The sequence below is a fragment of the Neobacillus vireti genome, assembly GCF_036962345.1.
Classification (GTDB): Bacteria; Bacillota; Bacilli; order Bacillales; family Cytobacillaceae; genus Neobacillus; species Neobacillus vireti_A.
On sequence record NZ_JBALNB010000005.1, the window covers coordinates 164037 to 181750 of the forward strand.

Genomic DNA, 17714 nt, shown 5'->3' on the forward strand with positions numbered 1-17714 from the left:
TGAAAACCTTTACAACCATTTTCCAAAAGGAGGATCATACATCAAAGAGAAGTATGGTACCGGAATGCAAAATAAAATGCCAATCAATTTAATTTGATTGGCATTTTTATTATTAATTCAATAACTTAATTAAAGTAGATCGCTCCAGTTCAGTTAATGGAACAAGAGGTAGTCTTACTGACCCTACATCGAGCCCTTTAATCTGTAGTGCTGTTTTAACGGGTCCAGGACTTGGAGCTGCAAATAATCCCAGCATAAGCGGAAGAAGCTTTTGGTGCAGCTTAGCTGTTTTTTCGTTATCTCCATTTAAATAAGCTCTGACCATTTCTTGCATTTCTTTTCCAACCACATGTGAAGCTACAGAGACAACGCCGGCTCCTCCGATGGATAGTACCGGAACGGTTAAAGCGTCATCACCGCTATAGAGATCGAAGTCACTATCCGTATTGGCAATAATACGAGTCATAGCATTCAAGTCTCCGCTTGCTTCTTTAACAGCTACAATATTTGAAATTTTTGATAACCGAATAATTGTATCAGGGTGAATATTTACTGCCGACCTGCCCGGAATATTATAAACCATCACTGGCAAAGAAGTGGCTTCAGCAACAGTCTTAAAGTGTTGATAAAGGCCTTCTTGATTTGGTTTATTATAATAAGGACCTACTAGCATAATCGCATCTACACCAAGCTGCTCTGCTTTTTTAGTCAGCTCTACCGTTGCATAGGTATTATTACCGCCTGTGCCGGCAATTACAGGAATTCTTTTTCCCACTACCTTCACGACATGATTAAATAATGCCAATTTTTCTTCCTTTGTCAGTGTTGGCGATTCACCAGTTGTCCCCGCAACTACAAGGGATTCCGTTCCATTATCGATGAGATAATTTACTAATTGAGTAGTCTTAGAAAAATCTATATGTCCTTTTTTATCAAAAGGGGTAACCATGGCAGTTGAAACCCGTCCAAAATGAACCATTTTACTACTCCTTTCAATTACGAATATCAATAAGACAATGGCAATTTGAGTTCAAACGCCATTATCAAATAACATTATTAGATATCAGTAATCTTTGTTTCAAGTGTTTCTTCTTCAAGATGAAAGGTGTCATGCAATGCATTCACTGATTTAACCAAGTCGTCTTGCTTCACAAGTACCCAAATCGTTGTATGGCTGTCAGCAGATTGTAAGATACGAACCCCATTCTCGGAAAGAGCAGTAACGATTCTAGAAGTAACACCAGGAACCCCAGCAATACCGGCTCCAACTACTGATACCTTTGCACAGTGACGCTCTACTACAGGTTCATGCCCTAATTCTTGCAGAACCTCAATGGCTCTTTTAGTCATTTCTTCTGTCACCGTATAAACAACGCTATTAGGTGATATGTTGATGAAATCCACACTGATTTTTTCATTCGCCATTGCTTTAAATACTTCAGATTGAAGATAGTACTGGTCTTTCTTTGCAAATACTTTGATTTGAGTCACATTCGAAACATGGGCGATTCCAGTAACCATTCTATCTTTGATATCACTGCCTCGTGATCCTTTCGAGATGGATGTAACCAATGTACCCAAATTATCAGAATAGGTTGATCGAATGCGAATCGGAACCTTAGCCTGCATAGCGATCTCTACTGCCCTTGGATGAATAACCTTGGCACCTTGATAGGCCATGTTACATAGCTCTGTATAAGTTACAACAGAAAGCCGTCTAGCATTTTCTGCAATTCTTGGATCTGCTGTCATGATTCCTTCCACGTCGGTAAATATATCTATCCATTCTGCATTTATAGCCGCACCTAAAGCAGCAGCAGAAGTATCACTGCCACCTCGTCCAATTGTGGTGATGTCACCGTTCTTGGCCGCGCCTTGAAATCCAGCAACTACCACAACATCATTCTGTTCGAGTTCTCGCAGCAAACGATCACATTTCATATCGATAATTTTTGCTTGTGAATGATCGTTATTGGTTCTAAATCCTGCCTGAGCCCCTGTCAAAGCAATCGCGTTGATGTTATTTTCCTTCAACATATTTGCAAAAACAACACTAGAGATGATTTCACCACAAGATAAAAGCAAGTCATGTTCTCGTTTACTAACCTTGCTTTGATTACCCCCAATTAATGAGAGTAGTGTATCTGTTGCATAAGGCTCACCACTCCGTCCCATTGCAGATACAACCACTACAACCTTATATCCATCTGCTAATGCATTTTCAATATGTTTCCTAGCATGTTTCCTACTAGCTTCATCCCTGACAGAAGTTCCGCCAAATTTTTGAACTATCATTTTCATATGACTTATAAACCTGCCTTTTTTATCAGACCTTTAATTTTTTTCTTTGATTAATCCTAGCTTTATTAAACTTTCTGCTATTTGAACTGAATTCCAGGCAGCACCCTTCAGTAAATTATCAGAAACAACCCACATATGGAAACCACGACTTTCATTTAAATCGTTGCGAATTCGACCTACAAAAACATCATTACTTCCGACGCAATTCGCAGGCATTGGATATAATTGATTTTCTGGATCATCCTGCAAAACTATACCCGGTGCTGTTTTTAAAAGTTCCTTCATTTCATTTGCACTAATTCCATCTGCTTCAATTTCAAAATAAACAGATTCAGAGTGACCAACTGCTACAGGCAATCTTACACAAGTTGCCGCAACTGGAAGCTCAGGCATATGCATAATCTTCTTCGTTTCATTTATCATTTTCATTTCTTCATATGTGTAGCCGTTTTCCGTAAATTTATCAATTTGTGGTATAGCATTAAAAGCAATTTGATAGTGGTTCTTGTCACCTTTTACAGGTAATATTTTTGGCTCTGCCGGCTCACCATTAAGAATCGCTTTTGTTTGATTCTGTAATTCCTCAATCGCAACAGCACCAGCACCAGAAACTGCTTGATAGGTTGAAACGATAACCTTCTTAAGTCCATATTTTTGTCTAACTGGCTCTAACGCAACCACCATTTGGATGGTAGAACAGTTAGGGTTAGCAATAATGCCATTATGCTTAAGCAGGTCATCTTCATTTACCTCAGGTACAACGAGCGGAATATCCTGATCCATTCTAAATGCACTTGTGTTGTCGACTACGATAGCACCGTGCTTTACTGCTTCAGGAGCAAGTTCTTTTGATATATTGCCGCCAGCCGAGAATAAAGCAATATCCACGCCAGCAAAGCTTTCAGGCTTAGCTTCTTGAATCGTATGCTCTACCCCATCAATTGTAACTTTCTTACCAGCTGAACGTGCAGAAGATAATAAGGTCAATTGCCTAATCGGGAATTTTTGTTCAACTAACGTTTGGATCATTTGTTGACCCACCGCTCCTGTAGCACCTACAACTGCAACATGATAACCACTAATTTGATTCATTTTCTAGTACTCCCTTCAATCTTGCATCTATTTATTGGTCTTTTCTGTTTCAATAGTATAAGAATCAGAAATAGTTAAAATAAATTCTCATCAGCGAGATCATAGGTCCCACTGATGATTGAATTATAAATATATTAACATATTCCTTGAAAGAAAAAACCATATTTAATGAAAGGAGTTTGAATTAGTCTATATCCTTGTATCTTTCTACTAGAACTGGTTGAATTTGCCTGCCAGAAAGAGCAGCCTCAACGGTTTCCATTAACATCGGCATTCTTGCCACCATCGAATTAGGCTTTTTGATAGGGTCATCCTGGCCATACGGTATAAAATAAATATTTTTTGTTGCCATTAATCTCATTAAGTTAACTCCATTTAATCCCAAAGCATCATTTGTAGAAATTCCGAGTACCACCGGTTTTAAATTTCTCAATGTGGCTTTTGCAGCCATTAATACAGGACTATCATTCATGGCGTTTGCAAATTTACTCATTGAAACACCTGTCATTGGGGCAATAACCATACAATCTAAAGGAATTGTAGGACCTAATGGCTCAGCCTTAACAATTGAGTCTATGACTCTGTTTCCTGTTAAATCCTCTATCCTTTGAATCCAATCCTCACCTTTTCCAAAACGTGTTTCTGTATTTTTTACCGTAAATGTAACGACCGGTAAAACCTCGGCACCTGCTAGAACTAACTTCTCGATCTCCGGAAATACAGCATCATACGTACAATGTGAACCTGTTAACCCAAAGCCTATCTTTTTCCCTTTTAAACTCATTTGATTTTCCCCTTTCGCTTGACTGAATCATCTTGAAGCAATTGGGCCAGAACATTAGCTAGTATTTGACCAGCTGTTTTTGGCGCGACTATTCCAGGTAATCCTGGTGCAAGCAGAGCTTTTATGCCCCTTTTTTCTGCATATCTAAAATCAGTTCCACCTGGTTTGGATGCCAGGTCAATGATCAGCGTATGAGCGGGCATTTTGGAAATAACGGAAGCACTCACAATTAAGAGAGGGATCGTGTTAATTAAAATATCTGTATCTTTAACCTCTTTATCTAATTCGTTTAAATGAAAAGGGGTTAAACCCATTTCGGTGATTCTAGCAAGGTGTTCACTTTTTCTTGCACCCACTTTTACTTTTGCTCCAAGTGCATGGAAGGTTCGTGCTACACTCATCCCCACTCTTCCTAGTCCTAATACAGCAATATTTGAACCATGAATTGTAAAATCTGTATGCTGGATAGCCATCATAATAGTTCCTTCCACCGTTGGAATGGAGTTGTAAATGGCCACATCATCTCTTTCAAAAAGCTGAATCAGTTGACGATTTGCTTCCTTCGTAATATCGTTTAAAAAAGCATTACTAATTCCTGAGTAAATGGTACAATGATCAGGTGTTTTCAAAAGCATTTCGGCTGTTAAAGTAACCTTTTCATTGGAAAAGATTGTTTCAACATGCCCCACTAAATTTGTACCGGGTACCGGTAAGATAATGGCATCCATATTTGTAAAATCGACTTCATCCAACTTTTCCTTCACAGCGCCAGTGAACGCGTGGTCAAGCTGCTCGAAGCCTATTAATGATAACCTTGCATCTAACTCGGTTAACTTCCGGATAATTTCCAGCTGTCTTGCATCTCCACCGATCACGGCTATCTGCATCCCTGTCAGCATGAAATCATTCACCTTCTTTTCAAAAAATCCAAACAGAAGTCTTTTTCTTCTTTTACTTCAACATATTATGTAAGAGAGGTTCAATCTGTGAGTTTTCCATCAACAGATAAATAAAAAAGCCCAAACAAATTTAATTTGCTTGGGCTTTTAAGTTTTGTTAACCATATGAAATTTACTCTTCTTCTTGTACATCAATAATAATCATATCAGATCCTATTTTCTTAATATGCTGCCAGGGCACTCTAATTTCTCCACCCTGCTTTCTAAATCCAAACCATTTTAAAGAAGATGGGATCAATAATGCCTGAATTTGTCCAGTGCTTTCATTGATTTCAAGGTCTGTTTGTCCAAGAACTCCTAACCGCTCTGCCTTTTTTACATCTACAATTTCTTTACCACTTAGTTCACTTAACCTCATTGTATAGTACTCCTCTCATAACATTCTTTACTATATGTTTATCGATGGAAGTCCTAATTTAGACTAAGAAAAGCGAAAGCGCCTTGAACAGGGGCTCGCTAGACGATAAAAGAAAAAACAGTTCACATTGAACTGTTTTCATCTGTTACCCTAAATTTTTTGGCAATTCTCCGTCAGGACTAATCAAGGATACTGAGTACTTGTCTGTAAACACAGAATTTGCCATACCATCCACACTTTGTTTTGTTACTTGATCAATTTGTTCAATAATCTCATCAAGAGAACGATGACGTTTTAAGAGTAGTTCATTTTTTCCATTCCGGCTCATCCTGCTATTGGTGCTCTCCAAACTTAACATTAAACTTCCTTTTAATTGTTCTTTACTATTGACTAATTCCTTTTCTGTGATACCATCTTGTTTTAATTTTCCAAGCGTTTCCTGAATTGTTTCGAATAATACATTCAGCTGCTTAGCTCCTGTCCCGCCATAAACTGTCACAACACCGTTATCCTGATATGCCGAATGATAAGAAAAAACAGAATAAGCTAAACCGCGCTGCTCACGGACTTCTTGAAAAAGCCTGCTGCTCATACTGCCGCCTAAAATATTATTTAAAATAATTAAGCTGTAGACATCTTCATGACCAATCTTTAAACCTTCGAAACCAATACACAGATGTGCTTGTTCCGTTTCTTTTTTACGGGATAATCGATTGGAATGGAAGGTAGGAATATTTTCGGTAATGGCACTGTTTCCACCTTCATACGATCCAAAATATTTCTCAACTTCCCTAATAAAATTATCAGAAACGTTACCAGCTATCGAAATCACAACATTTTCAGGTGTGTAATGATTGTGAATATATTCTTTTAAAGTATTGCTTGTAAACGTATTCAGTGTTTCTTCAGTTCCTAATATAGGGTACCCGAGAGGATGATTTTCATAAATAGCACGGCTGAGTAAATCATGAACAATATCATCTGGAGTATCATCATACATTTTAATTTCTTCAAGAACGACATTTCTTTCTTTATTTAATTCTTCTTCAACAAAGGTTGAGTTGAAGAACATATCAGCTAATACATCTAAAGCGAATTGTGCATGTGTATCCAGTACTTTGGCATAATAGCATGTGTACTCTTTTGAGGTAAAAGCATTCACTTGGCCGCCAATACTATCAAAGGATTCAGCTATTTCTTTCGCTGATCGTGTCTTCGTTCCTTTGAAGAACATATGCTCTAAAAAGTGTGAAATACCATTTGTTTGGGGATTTTCATTTCTTGAACCTGTACCAATCCATACTCCAATGGCTACAGATCTTACTGTTGGAATATTTTCTAATACAATTCTTACTCCATTTTTGCAAGAATATCTGTTAATCATCAAAATCCTCCTGTCTATAGAAAAGCGGAATTTAGCATAGCTATTTTCCTTTATTATCTGAAAACACCGTCCACTTTATTTCATGATTCTTTCTTCTTTCATTAATTCACTTACAGTACCAATGATTAAACCTTTTTCTTCAATCATTGTAATCAGCCGGTCAAGCGATTGGGCTGTAGATTCTGTTGGGTGCATGAGTACCATAGAACCCTTATCAATTTTTGAGATTACCCGATTTATTAATTGATCTGGTGTAGGTTTCCGCCAATCAATCGTATCTACTGTCCACATGACTGTCTTCATATTTAATTCAGCCGCTATTTTTACCGTCTCATCACGATAACTCCCACTCGGGGGAGCAAACCATTCACTTTTTTTCTCAGTTGCAGCTTTAATTACTTCGTTTGTCCTTATTAGTTGTTCCCTTGTTTGGGAGGCAGCTAACCTTTTCATATCAGGATGTGAATACGAGTGGTTTCCAACCTCATGGCCAGCGCTAACAATCATTTTTGCTAAATCGGGATTATTCTTCACCCAATTTCCTTCTAGGAAAAAACTTGCTGAAACCTGATGTTTTTTAAGGGCAGCTAGGATATCGGGCAAATATTCATTTCCCCATGCTACATTAATGATAAAGCTGACCATTGGCTTATCTGGATGTCCACGGTAAATTGGAGATGGAGGCAAATCATTTAGATGAACAGAGGGTTCAATTTGTTTATATACCAACTTTTTTTCATCAAAAGATCCAGTTTTCTTCATATTATTATAGGAAGCGTCAATATCAACAGTTACCCCATTATAACCTGGGATTGCTTTCCACACTCTATCGATTTTTGCATCGGAAGGTGGTATTTCATATGTAGAAGCATTTTTTACAATACTTTGATACAAAGGATTTTCTTGCTTTCCTACAGCCAGCACGTTATCTTTCAGTGAAGCCACGTATGTACCAACAAGATGATTGTTAACCGAAAACCATGCTGCTAATAAAAAGAAAGCGATTAAACTTAACTTCTTCATTTACCTTCCCCCTTCATACAGAATATATGAATAAAGAGGACAAGGTAGAACTAAAAGCGGAATCACCTTCAGAATAGCACAGATTGTTCCTGCGATGACTATTCGAAGGAGCTTTCCTTAGTGCGGGATAGAATTAACATTGAAAAAGTCAGGGTTACCCCTGACCTTCCTATTGTGCTTGCGAGACAGACTTATTGTTTTTCCGCTGCCTTCTCGGCTTTTTCACGTTGTTCCTTTAATATGGCTTTACGTGACAGGTTAACACGTCCTTGCTTATCAATTTCAGTAACTTTCACTAAAATTTCGTCACCAATTTTAACGACATCCTCCACTTTTCCAACTCGCTCTTCAGCCAATTCAGAAATATGGACAAGTCCATCTTTACCGGCGAAAATTTCCACGAAAGCACCGAATTTCTCAATTCTTTTCACTTTACCAAGGTACATTTGCCCAACTTCAACCTCACGGACAATATCTTCGATAATTTTCTTTGCTTTTTGATTCATTTCTTGATCACTTGAAGCAATGAATACTGTTCCATCTTGTTCGATATCAATCTTAACGCCAGTTTCTTCAATAATTTTATTGATTTGTTTACCACTTGGTCCAATAACATCACGGATTTTGTCTGGGTTAATTTTCATCGTTAAGATTTTTGGAGCAAACTTAGAAAGTTCACTTCTTGGTTCTGAAATGGTTGCAAGCATAGAATCAAGGATATGCATTCTTCCCTTTTTAGCCTGTTGAAGTGCTTCTTCTAAGATCTCACGAGAAAGTCCTTTAATCTTGATATCCATTTGTAAAGCAGTTACTCCCTTAGCAGTTCCTGCCACTTTGAAATCCATATCTCCAAGGTGATCTTCCATTCCCTGAATGTCAGATAATACCGTATAGTGCTCGCCAGATTTAACAAGACCCATTGCAATTCCAGCTACAGGTGCTTTTATTGGAACACCAGCATCCATCATTGCAAGTGTGCTTGCACATATACTTGCTTGAGAAGTAGAACCATTGGATTCAAGTACTTCAGAAACAAGACGAATCGTATACGGGAAATCCTTTTCTGATGGAACAATTGGTTCTAAGGCACGTTCACCAAGAGCACCATGTCCAATCTCACGACGACCTGGTCCACGAATAGGTCCAGTTTCCCCTACACTAAATTGAGGGAAGTTATAATGATGCATGAAACGCTTCTCTTCTTCAATACCAAGACCATCTAATATTTGCACATCTCCCATTGCTCCTAATGTACAAATACTTAAGGCTTGAGTTTGTCCACGAGTAAACAATCCAGAGCCATGGGTACGCGGCAAGATACCTATTTGTGATGAAAGTGGGCGTATCTCATCGATTTTCCGACCATCCGGACGAATCTTCTCAACTGTAATTAATCGGCGAACTTCACCTTTAACAATTTTGTCTAATATTTGTTTTACTTGCTTCAAATCATCGTCTGTTGCCTCATTTTCTTCAAATTTAGCAATGACACGATTTTTCACTTCTTTAATGGCATCTTCACGAGCATGTTTTTCTTGAACTTGAATGGCAGTTACCATATCCGCTTCGCACATTTCTCTTACTTCGGCTTCAAGCTCTTTATCAATTTCGTAAAGAGTTATTTCTCGTTTTGCCTTGCCCGCCTCAGCCATAATCTTTTCTTGGAAGGCAATAAGTCGTTTAATTTCTTCATGTCCAAACATAATAGCTTCCAGCATGACTTCTTCCGAAACTTCATCTGCTCCAGCTTCAACCATATTGATCGCATCTTTGGTTCCTGCAACAGTGAGGTGAATGTCGCTTTGTTCAGCTTGTTCTACTGTTGGATTGATAACAAAATCCTCACCAATTTTACCAACGACTACTCCTGCTATCGGACCTTCGAATGGAATGTCAGATGTACAAAGTGCTAAAGAAGATCCAAACATTGCAGCCATCTCTGACGAGCAGTCTTGATCCACACTCATAACAATACTAATGACTTGGACATCATTACGGAATCCTTCAGCAAAAAGCGGGCGAATTGGGCGGTCAATTAGTCGGCTTGCCAAAATTGCTTTTTCGCTGGGACGACCTTCACGTTTAATAAAACCCCCAGGAATTTTCCCTACTGCATATAATCTTTCTTCATAGTTACATGTTAATGGAAAAAAGTCTAAGTTTTTTGGTTCTTTTGAAGCTGTTGCTGTACTTAAAACTGCTGTATCTCCATAACGGACCATTACCGCTCCATTTGCCTGTTTGGCTAATTGGCCAATTTCAACGGTTAATTTACGGCCAGCCCAATCCATGGAATACTCATGTTTCGTTTGTTCCATTATTTTACCCCTCTCTATCCAAATCACACTAGAGGATATTGCGAAAAGTATCGCTCTAATTCTCTAATATAAAAGCTTTTTTAGCTTATGATATCAATACAAATATACTTATAGTATGCACAAAATTCTGCGACTTAAAATATGTATAAGAGATTATTTCAATCTAGTCCTGTTTTGTCTAGCTCCAGCGCCTAGCCCCTCTACGGTCTACAGCCAATCACTTCGGAAGGCAAAAAGCACGCCTTCTGCCAGCGCTTGACTTATGCTTGTCGGGGCTGTGCACTAAGGAAAGCTCCTTTGAATAAACTTCGCAGGAACAGGCTGTGCTTGTTCCGAAGGCGCTTCCGCTTTCCTTTTTAAACCTAACAAAAAAGCGGGAAAAATCCCGCTTCTTTTGATTATCGACGAAGTCCTAGCTTATTGATTAATACACGGTAACGTTGAACATCTTTGTTACGTAGATACGTTAAAAGATTACGACGCTTACCAACCATTTTCAACAGACCGCGACGTGAGTGGTGGTCCTTCTTATGAGTACGTAAGTGCTCATTCAAATTGTTGATTGATTCAGTAAGGACAGCGATTTGAACCTCTGCAGATCCAGTGTCGTTTTCATGAGTTTTGTACTCATTGATTAGTTCGTTTTTACGTTCTTGAGTGATTGCCATCCTATTCACCTCCTAAATTTACTATCCCCTGTTACTGAGCAAGCGTCGGTGACTCGACTTGCCAAGCAAAGGTTATTTTTAATACGTTAATAAGAATACAACGTTTCGCGGCAAAAAGCAAGTTCTAACCTAATAAAAAGCTATTTTTCGCAATCATTTAGTAAGTGTTTGTCGATTTTATTAAAATACTGAATTGCATTCTGTTTATCTCTTTCGATTTGAGAAACGAGTTCTTCTATTCCGGAGAATTTTTGTTCCTTACGAAGGTATTTGTGCCATTCAACAATGACATGTTCACCATAGATACTTTGGTCAAAATGAAAAACATTTACTTCCACTGATACCCTAAAAGCATCCATATTAAAGGTTGGTTTTGTACCTACATTACAAACACCTTCATACCAATTTTCACCTATCTTGATTCTTACTGCATAAACGCCAAGCGGCGGTAAAATATACTCATCAAATGTTTCAACATTTGCAGTTGGAAATCCAATCGTCCTGCCTCTTTTATCACCGTGGATGACCTCACCTGCCGTTATATAGAACCTGCCGAGCAGCCCTGGCAATTCAACAGTATTGCCTTCTCTAATAAATTGACGAATTCGTGTTGAACTTACCTTTTCAGCGCCGCAGGTCAATTTTTCAACAACTGTAAAATTGAATTTTTCTCTCGAATGGAATGGCAAGGTTTCCATCGTGCCTTTTCCCATACGACCATAAGAGAAATCAAATCCAGCAACGACATGTTTTACATTAAGGTCAATAACATACTGGTCAATAAACTCTTGCGGCAGCAAGTTAGCAAACTCTGAGGTAAAATGGACAATAAAAAGATAATCGATGCCTATTGCCTCAATTAGGTTAATTTTATCAGCTATGGGTGTTATATATTGAACATGCTTTTCACTTTTCCCTAACACGACAGATGGGTGAGGATCAAACGTCATCACTGCTGACAGGAGCCCTTTTTGATCAGCTTGCTGTTTTGCTTCAAGAATAACCTTTTGATGGCCGCGATGGACTCCGTCAAAATAGCCCAGTGCCATAGATAACGGTGGTAATCCTATTTTATTTAAATTTAATGGATAATTTAACTTTATTACTTCCAAATGAAACTCACCTTTTCTTGACCGTAACCTTTTTAACCTTGATCATTACGCAGCACTTTAACTGGTTTTAAGAGCCCTGGCTTGTTCGGGTGTGCCGAATAAATGGCAAGAGCTTTGCCTTCTTCTGTCTCAGCGCTAATAGGTCCGTTAGTATTTTTTAAATGCTCTGGTATTGGTAAAAGTGCGCCATTTTTCACTTTCTCTGCTACTTTATCATTTATTATGTATTTCGGCAAATGAGAAAGTGCCATTTCTAAGGGTCTTAAACAAGTCGAAATCGTGCCAGTTTCCATTAACTTTTCAATCTCTTCAAATGTCAAACAATCATCAATGGTAAATGCAGCGGATTGGACCCTGACTAAGTTTGACATATGTGCAGGGTATCCCAGACTTTCACCAATCATGACAGCTAGTGTCCTGATATATGTTCCCTTACTGCAGCTTACTCTAAACCGAAAGGTAATCAGCTCTCCTGAAAATTCATCACGATCATCCAGCAAATCAATTGAATAAATCGTCACCTTTCGAGTAGGACGTTCCACTTCTATTCCTTTACGTGCATATTCATATAGCCGAGTACCATTAACTTTTACTGCAGAATACATTGGTGGGGTTTGTTTGATTTCCCCTGTTAAAGAATGAAGGACTTGTAGTATTTCTGTCCTATTTATGGATCTTTCTACCTTCCTTTCTTCAACCTTTTCACCTGAAGCATCCTCTGTTGTAGTGGAGAAACCTATCGTTACTTCTCCTTCATAACTTTTTCCAGCATCTGTTATGTATTCAGCTACTTTTGTTGCTTTCCCTATACAAATAGGAAGAACTCCGGTTACATCAGGATCTAGAGTACCGGTATGTCCTACTTTTTTCGTCCTGAGAATCTTTCTAAGTCTAAATACACAATCATGTGACGTCAGCCCGGCAGGTTTGTACAAAGGTAATATTCCTTCCATCACAAACACCTCAATTTTATTTTATATCGAAAAAAATGGATAGACATGTGTCTATCCATTTATTCTTCTTCATTTTTTTCCATGCCTTTTTCTTCATGGTGCAATTGATGAATGAGGGAATTAATACGATTTCCATAATCCATTGATTCATCCCATTCAAAAAGGATCTCAGGTGTTTTACGTAAACGAATACGATGTCCAATTTCAGTTCGGATAAATCCCTTCGCTTTCGCAAGACCTTTCAATGTGTTTTCCTTTTGTTCTTCATCGCCCAAAACAGAAATATATACCTTAGCTTGTTGAAGATCTCCAGATACTTGAACATCTGTAACCGTAACAAAACCGATCCGTGGATCTTTGATTTTTCGGCCAATGATCTCACTTAGTTCTTTTTTCATTTGTTCTCCAACACGATTTGCTCTGTGACTCATCACTTCACCTCTTAACTTAAAGCCATTCTATATCGGTGATTGTTCTTTCTATTTCAGGAAAAGAATCAATTAATTTAAGTGCATTTTGAAGTTCTCTTTCAGTCATTACACGAGAGGACGTTACCGCTGCAATAGCAATTTTCGTTCTCTGCCACATGTCCTGATAGTCTACCTCTGAAACTGATACATTAAATTTTTGTTTTAACCTGGTTAGAATCCGCTGCAAAACGGCACGTTTCTCTTTTAAAGAATGAGCATCATAGATGATACATTCACAAACGGCTGTTCCTACAATCATTTACGTTCAATTTCTTCCATTATGAAAGCTTCAATAATATCTCCTTCTTTTACATCATTGAAGTTTTTAATGGTGATTCCACATTCATAACCTTGTGCAACCTCTTTAGCATCATCTTTAAAACGTTTCAGTGCATCGATTTGACCTTCGAAAACAACCACACCGTTACGAATTAAACGAATTCCGCTATCACGAGTAATTTTTCCGTCTGTTACATAAGAACCAGCTATCGTTCCAACCTTTGATACTTTAAAGGTTTGACGAATTTCCGCTTGACCAATTACTTTTTCTTTAAATTCAGGATCAAGCATACCTTTCATAGCAGATTCAATTTCCTCAATAACCTTGTAAATAATGCTGTGAAGCCTAACATCAACTTTTTCTTGCTCTGCTGCACGTTTGGCATTTACATCAGGGCGTACATTAAAGCCTATTACAATCGCATTAGAAGCGGAGGCAAGCGTAATATCTGACTCATTAATGGCACCTGCACCACTATGAATAATTCTGATATTAACACCCTCAACATCAATTTTTTGCAAAGAAGCTGCTACAGCTTCAGCTGAACCTTGAACATCAGCTTTTAGGATAATGTTTAAATCCTTCATTTCTCCCTGCTTTAACTGTTCAAATAAATTTTCTAAGCTGACAATTGATTTTTCACCGCGCTGTACTGCCAATGCCTGCTGTGCACGTGCCTCACCAACTTGACGAGCTGTTTTCTCATCATCAAATACGACGAAACGATCACCAGCCTGCGGAACATCACTTAGGCCAGTTATTTCAACTGGTGTTGATGGTCCAGCTTCTTTAACACGGCGTCCTAAATCATTCACCATTGCACGAACACGGCCATAAGTGTTACCAACAACAATTGGATCACCAATCTTCAGTGTTCCGTTCTGAACGAGGAGTGTAGCAACTGAACCGCGGCCTTTATCTAATTGGGCTTCAATAACGGTACCAACAGCTTTACGATTTGGATTTGCTTTAAATTCTTCCACTTCACTAACAAGTAGAACCATTTCAAGCAAACTGTCTATCCCATCACCATTTTTCGCAGAAATTGGAACGAAAATCGTATCTCCTCCCCAAGCTTCAGAAACTAATCCGTGCTCGGTAAGTTCCTGCATAACACGATCCGGGTTTGCAGCCTCTTTATCCATTTTATTAACCGCAACGATAATTGGAACCTCAGCAGCTTTAGCATGGTTAATGGCTTCAACCGTTTGCGGCATAACACCGTCATCAGCCGCTACTACTAGGATTGTGATATCTGTGATTTTTGCACCACGAGCACGCATCGTTGTGAAGGCTGCATGTCCCGGTGTATCAAGGAATGTTATCTTCTTTCCATTTTCAACAACTTGGTAGGCACCAATATGCTGGGTAATTCCACCAGCTTCACCTTCGGTTACCTTAGTGTGACGAATGGAATCAAGCAATGTTGTTTTCCCATGGTCAACGTGACCCATAATTGTTACAACTGATGGTCTTTCAATAAGGTCATTAGACTCATCTTCAGTAAAATAAACTTCAAGGTCGGTCGTATCAATTTTTACTTCTTCTTCAACCTCTACTCCGTATTCACCAGCGATTAATTCAATGGCGTCCTTGTCTAAGACTTGATTAATTGTCGCCATAACGCCTAGTAAAAAGAGCTTTTTAATAATTTCAGAAGGTTCACGGTAGATCTTTTTAGCAAGTTCACCTACAGTCAGAGATTCACTAAAAGTAATTTTAGCCGGCAGTTCTTTTACTTTCTTTACCTGAGGCTGTGCTTGCTGAACCGGTGTGTGGTTCTTTTTCCGGTTGTTATTATTATTGCGATTTTGATTATTATTATTAAAAGGTTTTTTATTCCCTTTACCAGCGCTGAACACTTTAGTTTCCTTAGATTGGAATTGTTGACTATTCTTTTTACTATCAACCGTTTTTGGTGGTGACACTACTTTCACCTTGCTAGGAGTTGCTGTCTTTGAGTCATCATCCTCAAAAGCTTTTGGGCTTGTTTTACTTTGCACTTGTGGTTTAACTCCCTGCTGTGGTTTCTGATTCTGGCGATTTTGCTGTTGCGGTCTAGCTTGATTTTGTTGTGGTTTGCTTTCATTCTTATTATAGGCTGCGTCTAGTTTTACAACCGCTGCATCCTCAATTGTTGCCATATGATTGGAAACCTCAATGTTCATTTCTTTTAATTTGGTAATTACATCTTTACTTGAAATATTGTGTTTCTTTGCATATTCGTAAACACGTATTTTACTCATATTTTTCACCCCCGCTAGAATTAATCGAGCAACGTCATCAGTTTTCTTGCAAATCCATCATCTAGTACAGCTACAACAACGCGGGCTTCTTTGCCAATCGCTTGGCCTAGAAGGTGGCGATCTTCCACTAGTTTATATGGAACTTCGTATGACTTACATTTATCTGTAATTTTTTTTGTCGTATTTGCAGATGCATCTGCCGATAATAAAACGAGCTTTGCTTTTCCGCTTCGTATCTCCTTAACAGAAAGCTCCTCACCCGATATGATTTTCCGTGCTCGATTGGCTAAGCCAAGTAACGACATCCATTGATTGGTATTCATATAGATTGCCTGTTTTCCTTCTCTATCAGTTCTAAAAGTTCTTCATATATTGTTTCACCTATAGAAACTTCTAGATGGTTCGATAGGATATTTTTTTTCTTGGCTAGTAGGACCGCTTCCTTGTCCTTAGAAAGGTATGCACCTCTACCCGACTTTTTCCCTGTTAAGTCGATCGATACTTCCCCTTCTTTTGAGCGAACGATGCGAACGAGTTCTTTTTTCGGCTTCATTTCACCGGTTGCGACACACTTACGCATAGGAACTTTTTTACGATTGTTCACGATCATTCACCTCACTTATTAATACTTTTCTTCTTCATCATTAAAGTCTACATCTGTTTGATCATCAAACAGTCGAATCATTTCTTCACGTGGATAGATTCCTATTTCACGTGCTTCTGTTTCAGATTTAATATCAATTTTCCAGCCAGTTAGTTTTGCTGCTAGACGGGCATTTTGTCCACGCTTCCCAATAGCAAGAGAGAGCTGATAATCTGGTACTACTACTGTTGTCGCTTTTTCTGATTCATTCACCATAACATCTAAAACTTTAGATGGACTTAAGGAATTAGCAACAAAGACAACAGGATTATCTGACCATTTCACAATATCGATTTTTTCACCTTTTAGCTCATTCACAACGGCTTGAACCCTTGTACCCTTTGGACCTACGCAGGATCCCACAGGATCAACTTCATTGTTTTCGGAATGAACCGAAATTTTCGAACGGTCACCTGCTTCTCGAGCCACTGATTTTATCTCGACTGTACCATCATATATTTCTGGGACCTCAATTTCGAATAATCGTTTTAGCAGCCCAGGATGCGTACGAGATACGAAAATCTGTGGTCCTTTTGTTGTCTTTTCTACTTTCGTAATAAAAACCTTTATACGATCATGAGGCTTATAACGCTCATTTGGCATTTGTTCATTTACAGGCAGCAGAGCTTCTATTTTCCCAAGACTGACATAAATAAATTTTGAATCAAGTCTTTGAACAATACCGGTCATGATGTCTTCTTCACGATCGATGAACTCAGAATAAATAATGCCTCTTTCAGCTTCCCTAACCCGTTGTGTCACAACTTGTTTTGCTGTTTGTGCCGCAATTCTTCCGAAATCCTTAGGCGTTACTTCCATTTCAACCACATCTTCAACCACGTAGTTTGGGTTAATGTTTCTAGCATCTGCTAATGAAATTTCAAGTCGAGGGTCAAAAACTTCGTCTACTACTTCTTTTCTTGCAAAAACTCTCATTGAGCCAGCTTGTAAATTTAAATCAATTCGAACATTTTGGGCTTGATTGAAATTACGACGATAGGCTGAAATCAGTGCAGCTTCAATCGCATCAATTAATACATCTCTAGAAATGCCCTTTTCTCTTTCTAGTATTGTAAGAGCATCTAATAATTCGCTGCTCATTTGATCATTTCCCCCAATCTTT

18 protein-coding genes are annotated in these 17714 nt (G+C 38.5%); all 18 read right to left on the reverse strand.

What is annotated here, in order from left to right:
* Positions 1-112: 112 nt before the first annotated feature.
* The 18 genes from dapA to nusA all read right to left on the reverse strand — a co-directional run bounded on the left by dapA (position 113) and on the right by nusA (position 17692).
* Complete coding sequence (dapA, locus tag V7108_RS04645; protein ID WP_335509384.1) at positions 113-979, reverse strand: 4-hydroxy-tetrahydrodipicolinate synthase; 867 nt, start codon at positions 977-979, stop codon at positions 113-115.
* Between the two features lie 77 nt (positions 980-1056).
* The gene (dapG, locus tag V7108_RS04650) at positions 1057-2301 is read right to left on the reverse strand and encodes an aspartate kinase (RefSeq protein ID WP_335567451.1); all 1245 of its coding nucleotides are present in this window, start codon (positions 2299-2301) and stop codon (positions 1057-1059) included.
* 33 nt (positions 2302-2334) lie between these two features.
* Positions 2335-3393 carry an aspartate-semialdehyde dehydrogenase gene (gene asd / locus V7108_RS04655; RefSeq protein ID WP_335509379.1) on the reverse strand — a complete coding sequence of 353 codons (1059 nt, stop codon included), beginning with the start codon at positions 3391-3393 and terminating at the stop codon, positions 2335-2337.
* 184 nt (positions 3394-3577) lie between these two features.
* Positions 3578-4177 carry a dipicolinate synthase subunit B gene (gene dpaB, locus V7108_RS04660; RefSeq protein ID WP_335509378.1) on the reverse strand — a complete coding sequence of 200 codons (600 nt, stop codon included), beginning with the start codon at positions 4175-4177 and terminating at the stop codon, positions 3578-3580.
* Complete coding sequence (gene dpaA / locus V7108_RS04665; protein WP_335567452.1) at positions 4174-5076, reverse strand: dipicolinic acid synthetase subunit A; 903 nt, start codon at positions 5074-5076, stop codon at positions 4174-4176. Before dpaA ends, dpaB begins: the two co-directional genes overlap by 4 nt.
* 172 nt (positions 5077-5248) lie before the next feature.
* Entirely contained in the window at positions 5249-5494 is a 246-nt protein-coding gene (locus tag V7108_RS04670) for a YlmC/YmxH family sporulation protein (RefSeq protein WP_335509374.1), read from the reverse strand.
* Positions 5495-5639: 145 nt separating this feature from the next.
* Positions 5640-6878: a M16 family metallopeptidase gene (locus tag V7108_RS04675; protein ID WP_335509372.1), complete on the reverse strand. Its 1239-nt coding sequence runs from the start codon at positions 6876-6878 to the stop codon at positions 5640-5642.
* Between the two features lie 75 nt (positions 6879-6953).
* Positions 6954-7901 carry a polysaccharide deacetylase family protein gene (locus V7108_RS04680; protein ID WP_335509370.1) on the reverse strand — a complete coding sequence of 316 codons (948 nt, stop codon included), beginning with the start codon at positions 7899-7901 and terminating at the stop codon, positions 6954-6956.
* A gap of 191 nt (positions 7902-8092) precedes the next feature.
* Positions 8093-10219, reverse strand: a complete 2127-nt coding sequence (gene pnp / locus V7108_RS04685) for a polyribonucleotide nucleotidyltransferase (protein WP_335567453.1) — start codon at positions 10217-10219, stop codon at positions 8093-8095.
* Between the two features lie 398 nt (positions 10220-10617).
* Positions 10618-10887: a 30S ribosomal protein S15 gene (gene rpsO, locus V7108_RS04690; protein ID WP_335509366.1), complete on the reverse strand. Its 270-nt coding sequence runs from the start codon at positions 10885-10887 to the stop codon at positions 10618-10620.
* 140 nt (positions 10888-11027) lie between these two features.
* Positions 11028-11999, reverse strand: a complete 972-nt coding sequence (gene ribF, locus V7108_RS04695) for a bifunctional riboflavin kinase/FAD synthetase (protein ID WP_335567454.1) — start codon at positions 11997-11999, stop codon at positions 11028-11030.
* 32 nt (positions 12000-12031) lie between these two features.
* Positions 12032-12952 carry a tRNA pseudouridine(55) synthase TruB gene (gene truB / locus V7108_RS04700; protein ID WP_335509362.1) on the reverse strand — a complete coding sequence of 307 codons (921 nt, stop codon included), beginning with the start codon at positions 12950-12952 and terminating at the stop codon, positions 12032-12034.
* A 59-nt stretch (positions 12953-13011) separates the two neighbouring features.
* Complete coding sequence (gene rbfA, locus V7108_RS04705) at positions 13012-13383, reverse strand: 30S ribosome-binding factor RbfA (protein WP_335509360.1); 372 nt, start codon at positions 13381-13383, stop codon at positions 13012-13014.
* Positions 13384-13399: 16 nt separating this feature from the next.
* Positions 13400-13681, reverse strand: coding sequence for a DUF503 domain-containing protein (locus tag V7108_RS04710; protein ID WP_335509357.1), 282 nt, complete (start codon positions 13679-13681; stop codon positions 13400-13402).
* Positions 13678-15948: a translation initiation factor IF-2 gene (infB, locus tag V7108_RS04715; protein ID WP_335567455.1), complete on the reverse strand. Its 2271-nt coding sequence runs from the start codon at positions 15946-15948 to the stop codon at positions 13678-13680. Before infB ends, V7108_RS04710 begins: the two co-directional genes overlap by 4 nt.
* Positions 15949-15968: 20 nt before the next feature.
* Positions 15969-16271, reverse strand: a complete 303-nt coding sequence (locus tag V7108_RS04720) for a YlxQ family RNA-binding protein (protein WP_335509353.1) — start codon at positions 16269-16271, stop codon at positions 15969-15971.
* Entirely contained in the window at positions 16268-16552 is a 285-nt protein-coding gene (gene rnpM, locus V7108_RS04725; protein WP_335509350.1) for an RNase P modulator RnpM, read from the reverse strand. Before rnpM ends, V7108_RS04720 begins: the two co-directional genes overlap by 4 nt.
* A gap of 18 nt (positions 16553-16570) precedes the next feature.
* Entirely contained in the window at positions 16571-17692 is a 1122-nt protein-coding gene (gene nusA / locus V7108_RS04730) for a transcription termination factor NusA (RefSeq protein ID WP_335567456.1), read from the reverse strand.
* Positions 17693-17714: the final 22 nt, after the last annotated feature.

Bases quoted from the DNA above. Each gene is read 5' to 3' on its own strand.
- V7108_RS04680 (WP_335509370.1), bottom strand. From the start codon at position 7,901: ATGAAGAAGTTAAGTTTAATCGCTTTCTTTTTATTAGCAGCATGGTTT.
- dapG (WP_335567451.1), bottom strand. From the start codon at position 2,301: ATGAAAATGATAGTTCAAAAATTTGGCGGAACTTCTGTCAGGGATGAA.
- truB (WP_335509362.1), bottom strand. From the start codon at position 12,952: ATGGAAGGAATATTACCTTTGTACAAACCTGCCGGGCTGACGTCACAT.
- infB (WP_335567455.1), bottom strand. From the start codon at position 15,948: ATGAGTAAAATACGTGTTTACGAATATGCAAAGAAACACAATATTTCA.
- nusA (WP_335567456.1), bottom strand. From the start codon at position 17,692: ATGAGCAGCGAATTATTAGATGCTCTTACAATACTAGAAAGAGAAAAG.
- V7108_RS04720 (WP_335509353.1), bottom strand. From the start codon at position 16,271: ATGAATACCAATCAATGGATGTCGTTACTTGGCTTAGCCAATCGAGCA.
- dapA (WP_335509384.1), bottom strand. From the start codon at position 979: ATGGTTCATTTTGGACGGGTTTCAACTGCCATGGTTACCCCTTTTGAT.
- dpaA (WP_335567452.1), bottom strand. From the start codon at position 5,076: ATGCTGACAGGGATGCAGATAGCCGTGATCGGTGGAGATGCAAGACAG.
- asd (WP_335509379.1), bottom strand. From the start codon at position 3,393: ATGAATCAAATTAGTGGTTATCATGTTGCAGTTGTAGGTGCTACAGGA.
- V7108_RS04675 (WP_335509372.1), bottom strand. From the start codon at position 6,878: ATGATTAACAGATATTCTTGCAAAAATGGAGTAAGAATTGTATTAGAA.
- rpsO (WP_335509366.1), bottom strand. From the start codon at position 10,887: ATGGCAATCACTCAAGAACGTAAAAACGAACTAATCAATGAGTACAAA.
- V7108_RS04670 (WP_335509374.1), bottom strand. From the start codon at position 5,494: ATGAGGTTAAGTGAACTAAGTGGTAAAGAAATTGTAGATGTAAAAAAG.
- pnp (WP_335567453.1), bottom strand. From the start codon at position 10,219: ATGGAACAAACGAAACATGAGTATTCCATGGATTGGGCTGGCCGTAAA.
- rbfA (WP_335509360.1), bottom strand. From the start codon at position 13,383: ATGAGTCACAGAGCAAATCGTGTTGGAGAACAAATGAAAAAAGAACTA.
- V7108_RS04710 (WP_335509357.1), bottom strand. From the start codon at position 13,681: ATGATTGTAGGAACAGCCGTTTGTGAATGTATCATCTATGATGCTCAT.
- dpaB (WP_335509378.1), bottom strand. From the start codon at position 4,177: ATGAGTTTAAAAGGGAAAAAGATAGGCTTTGGGTTAACAGGTTCACAT.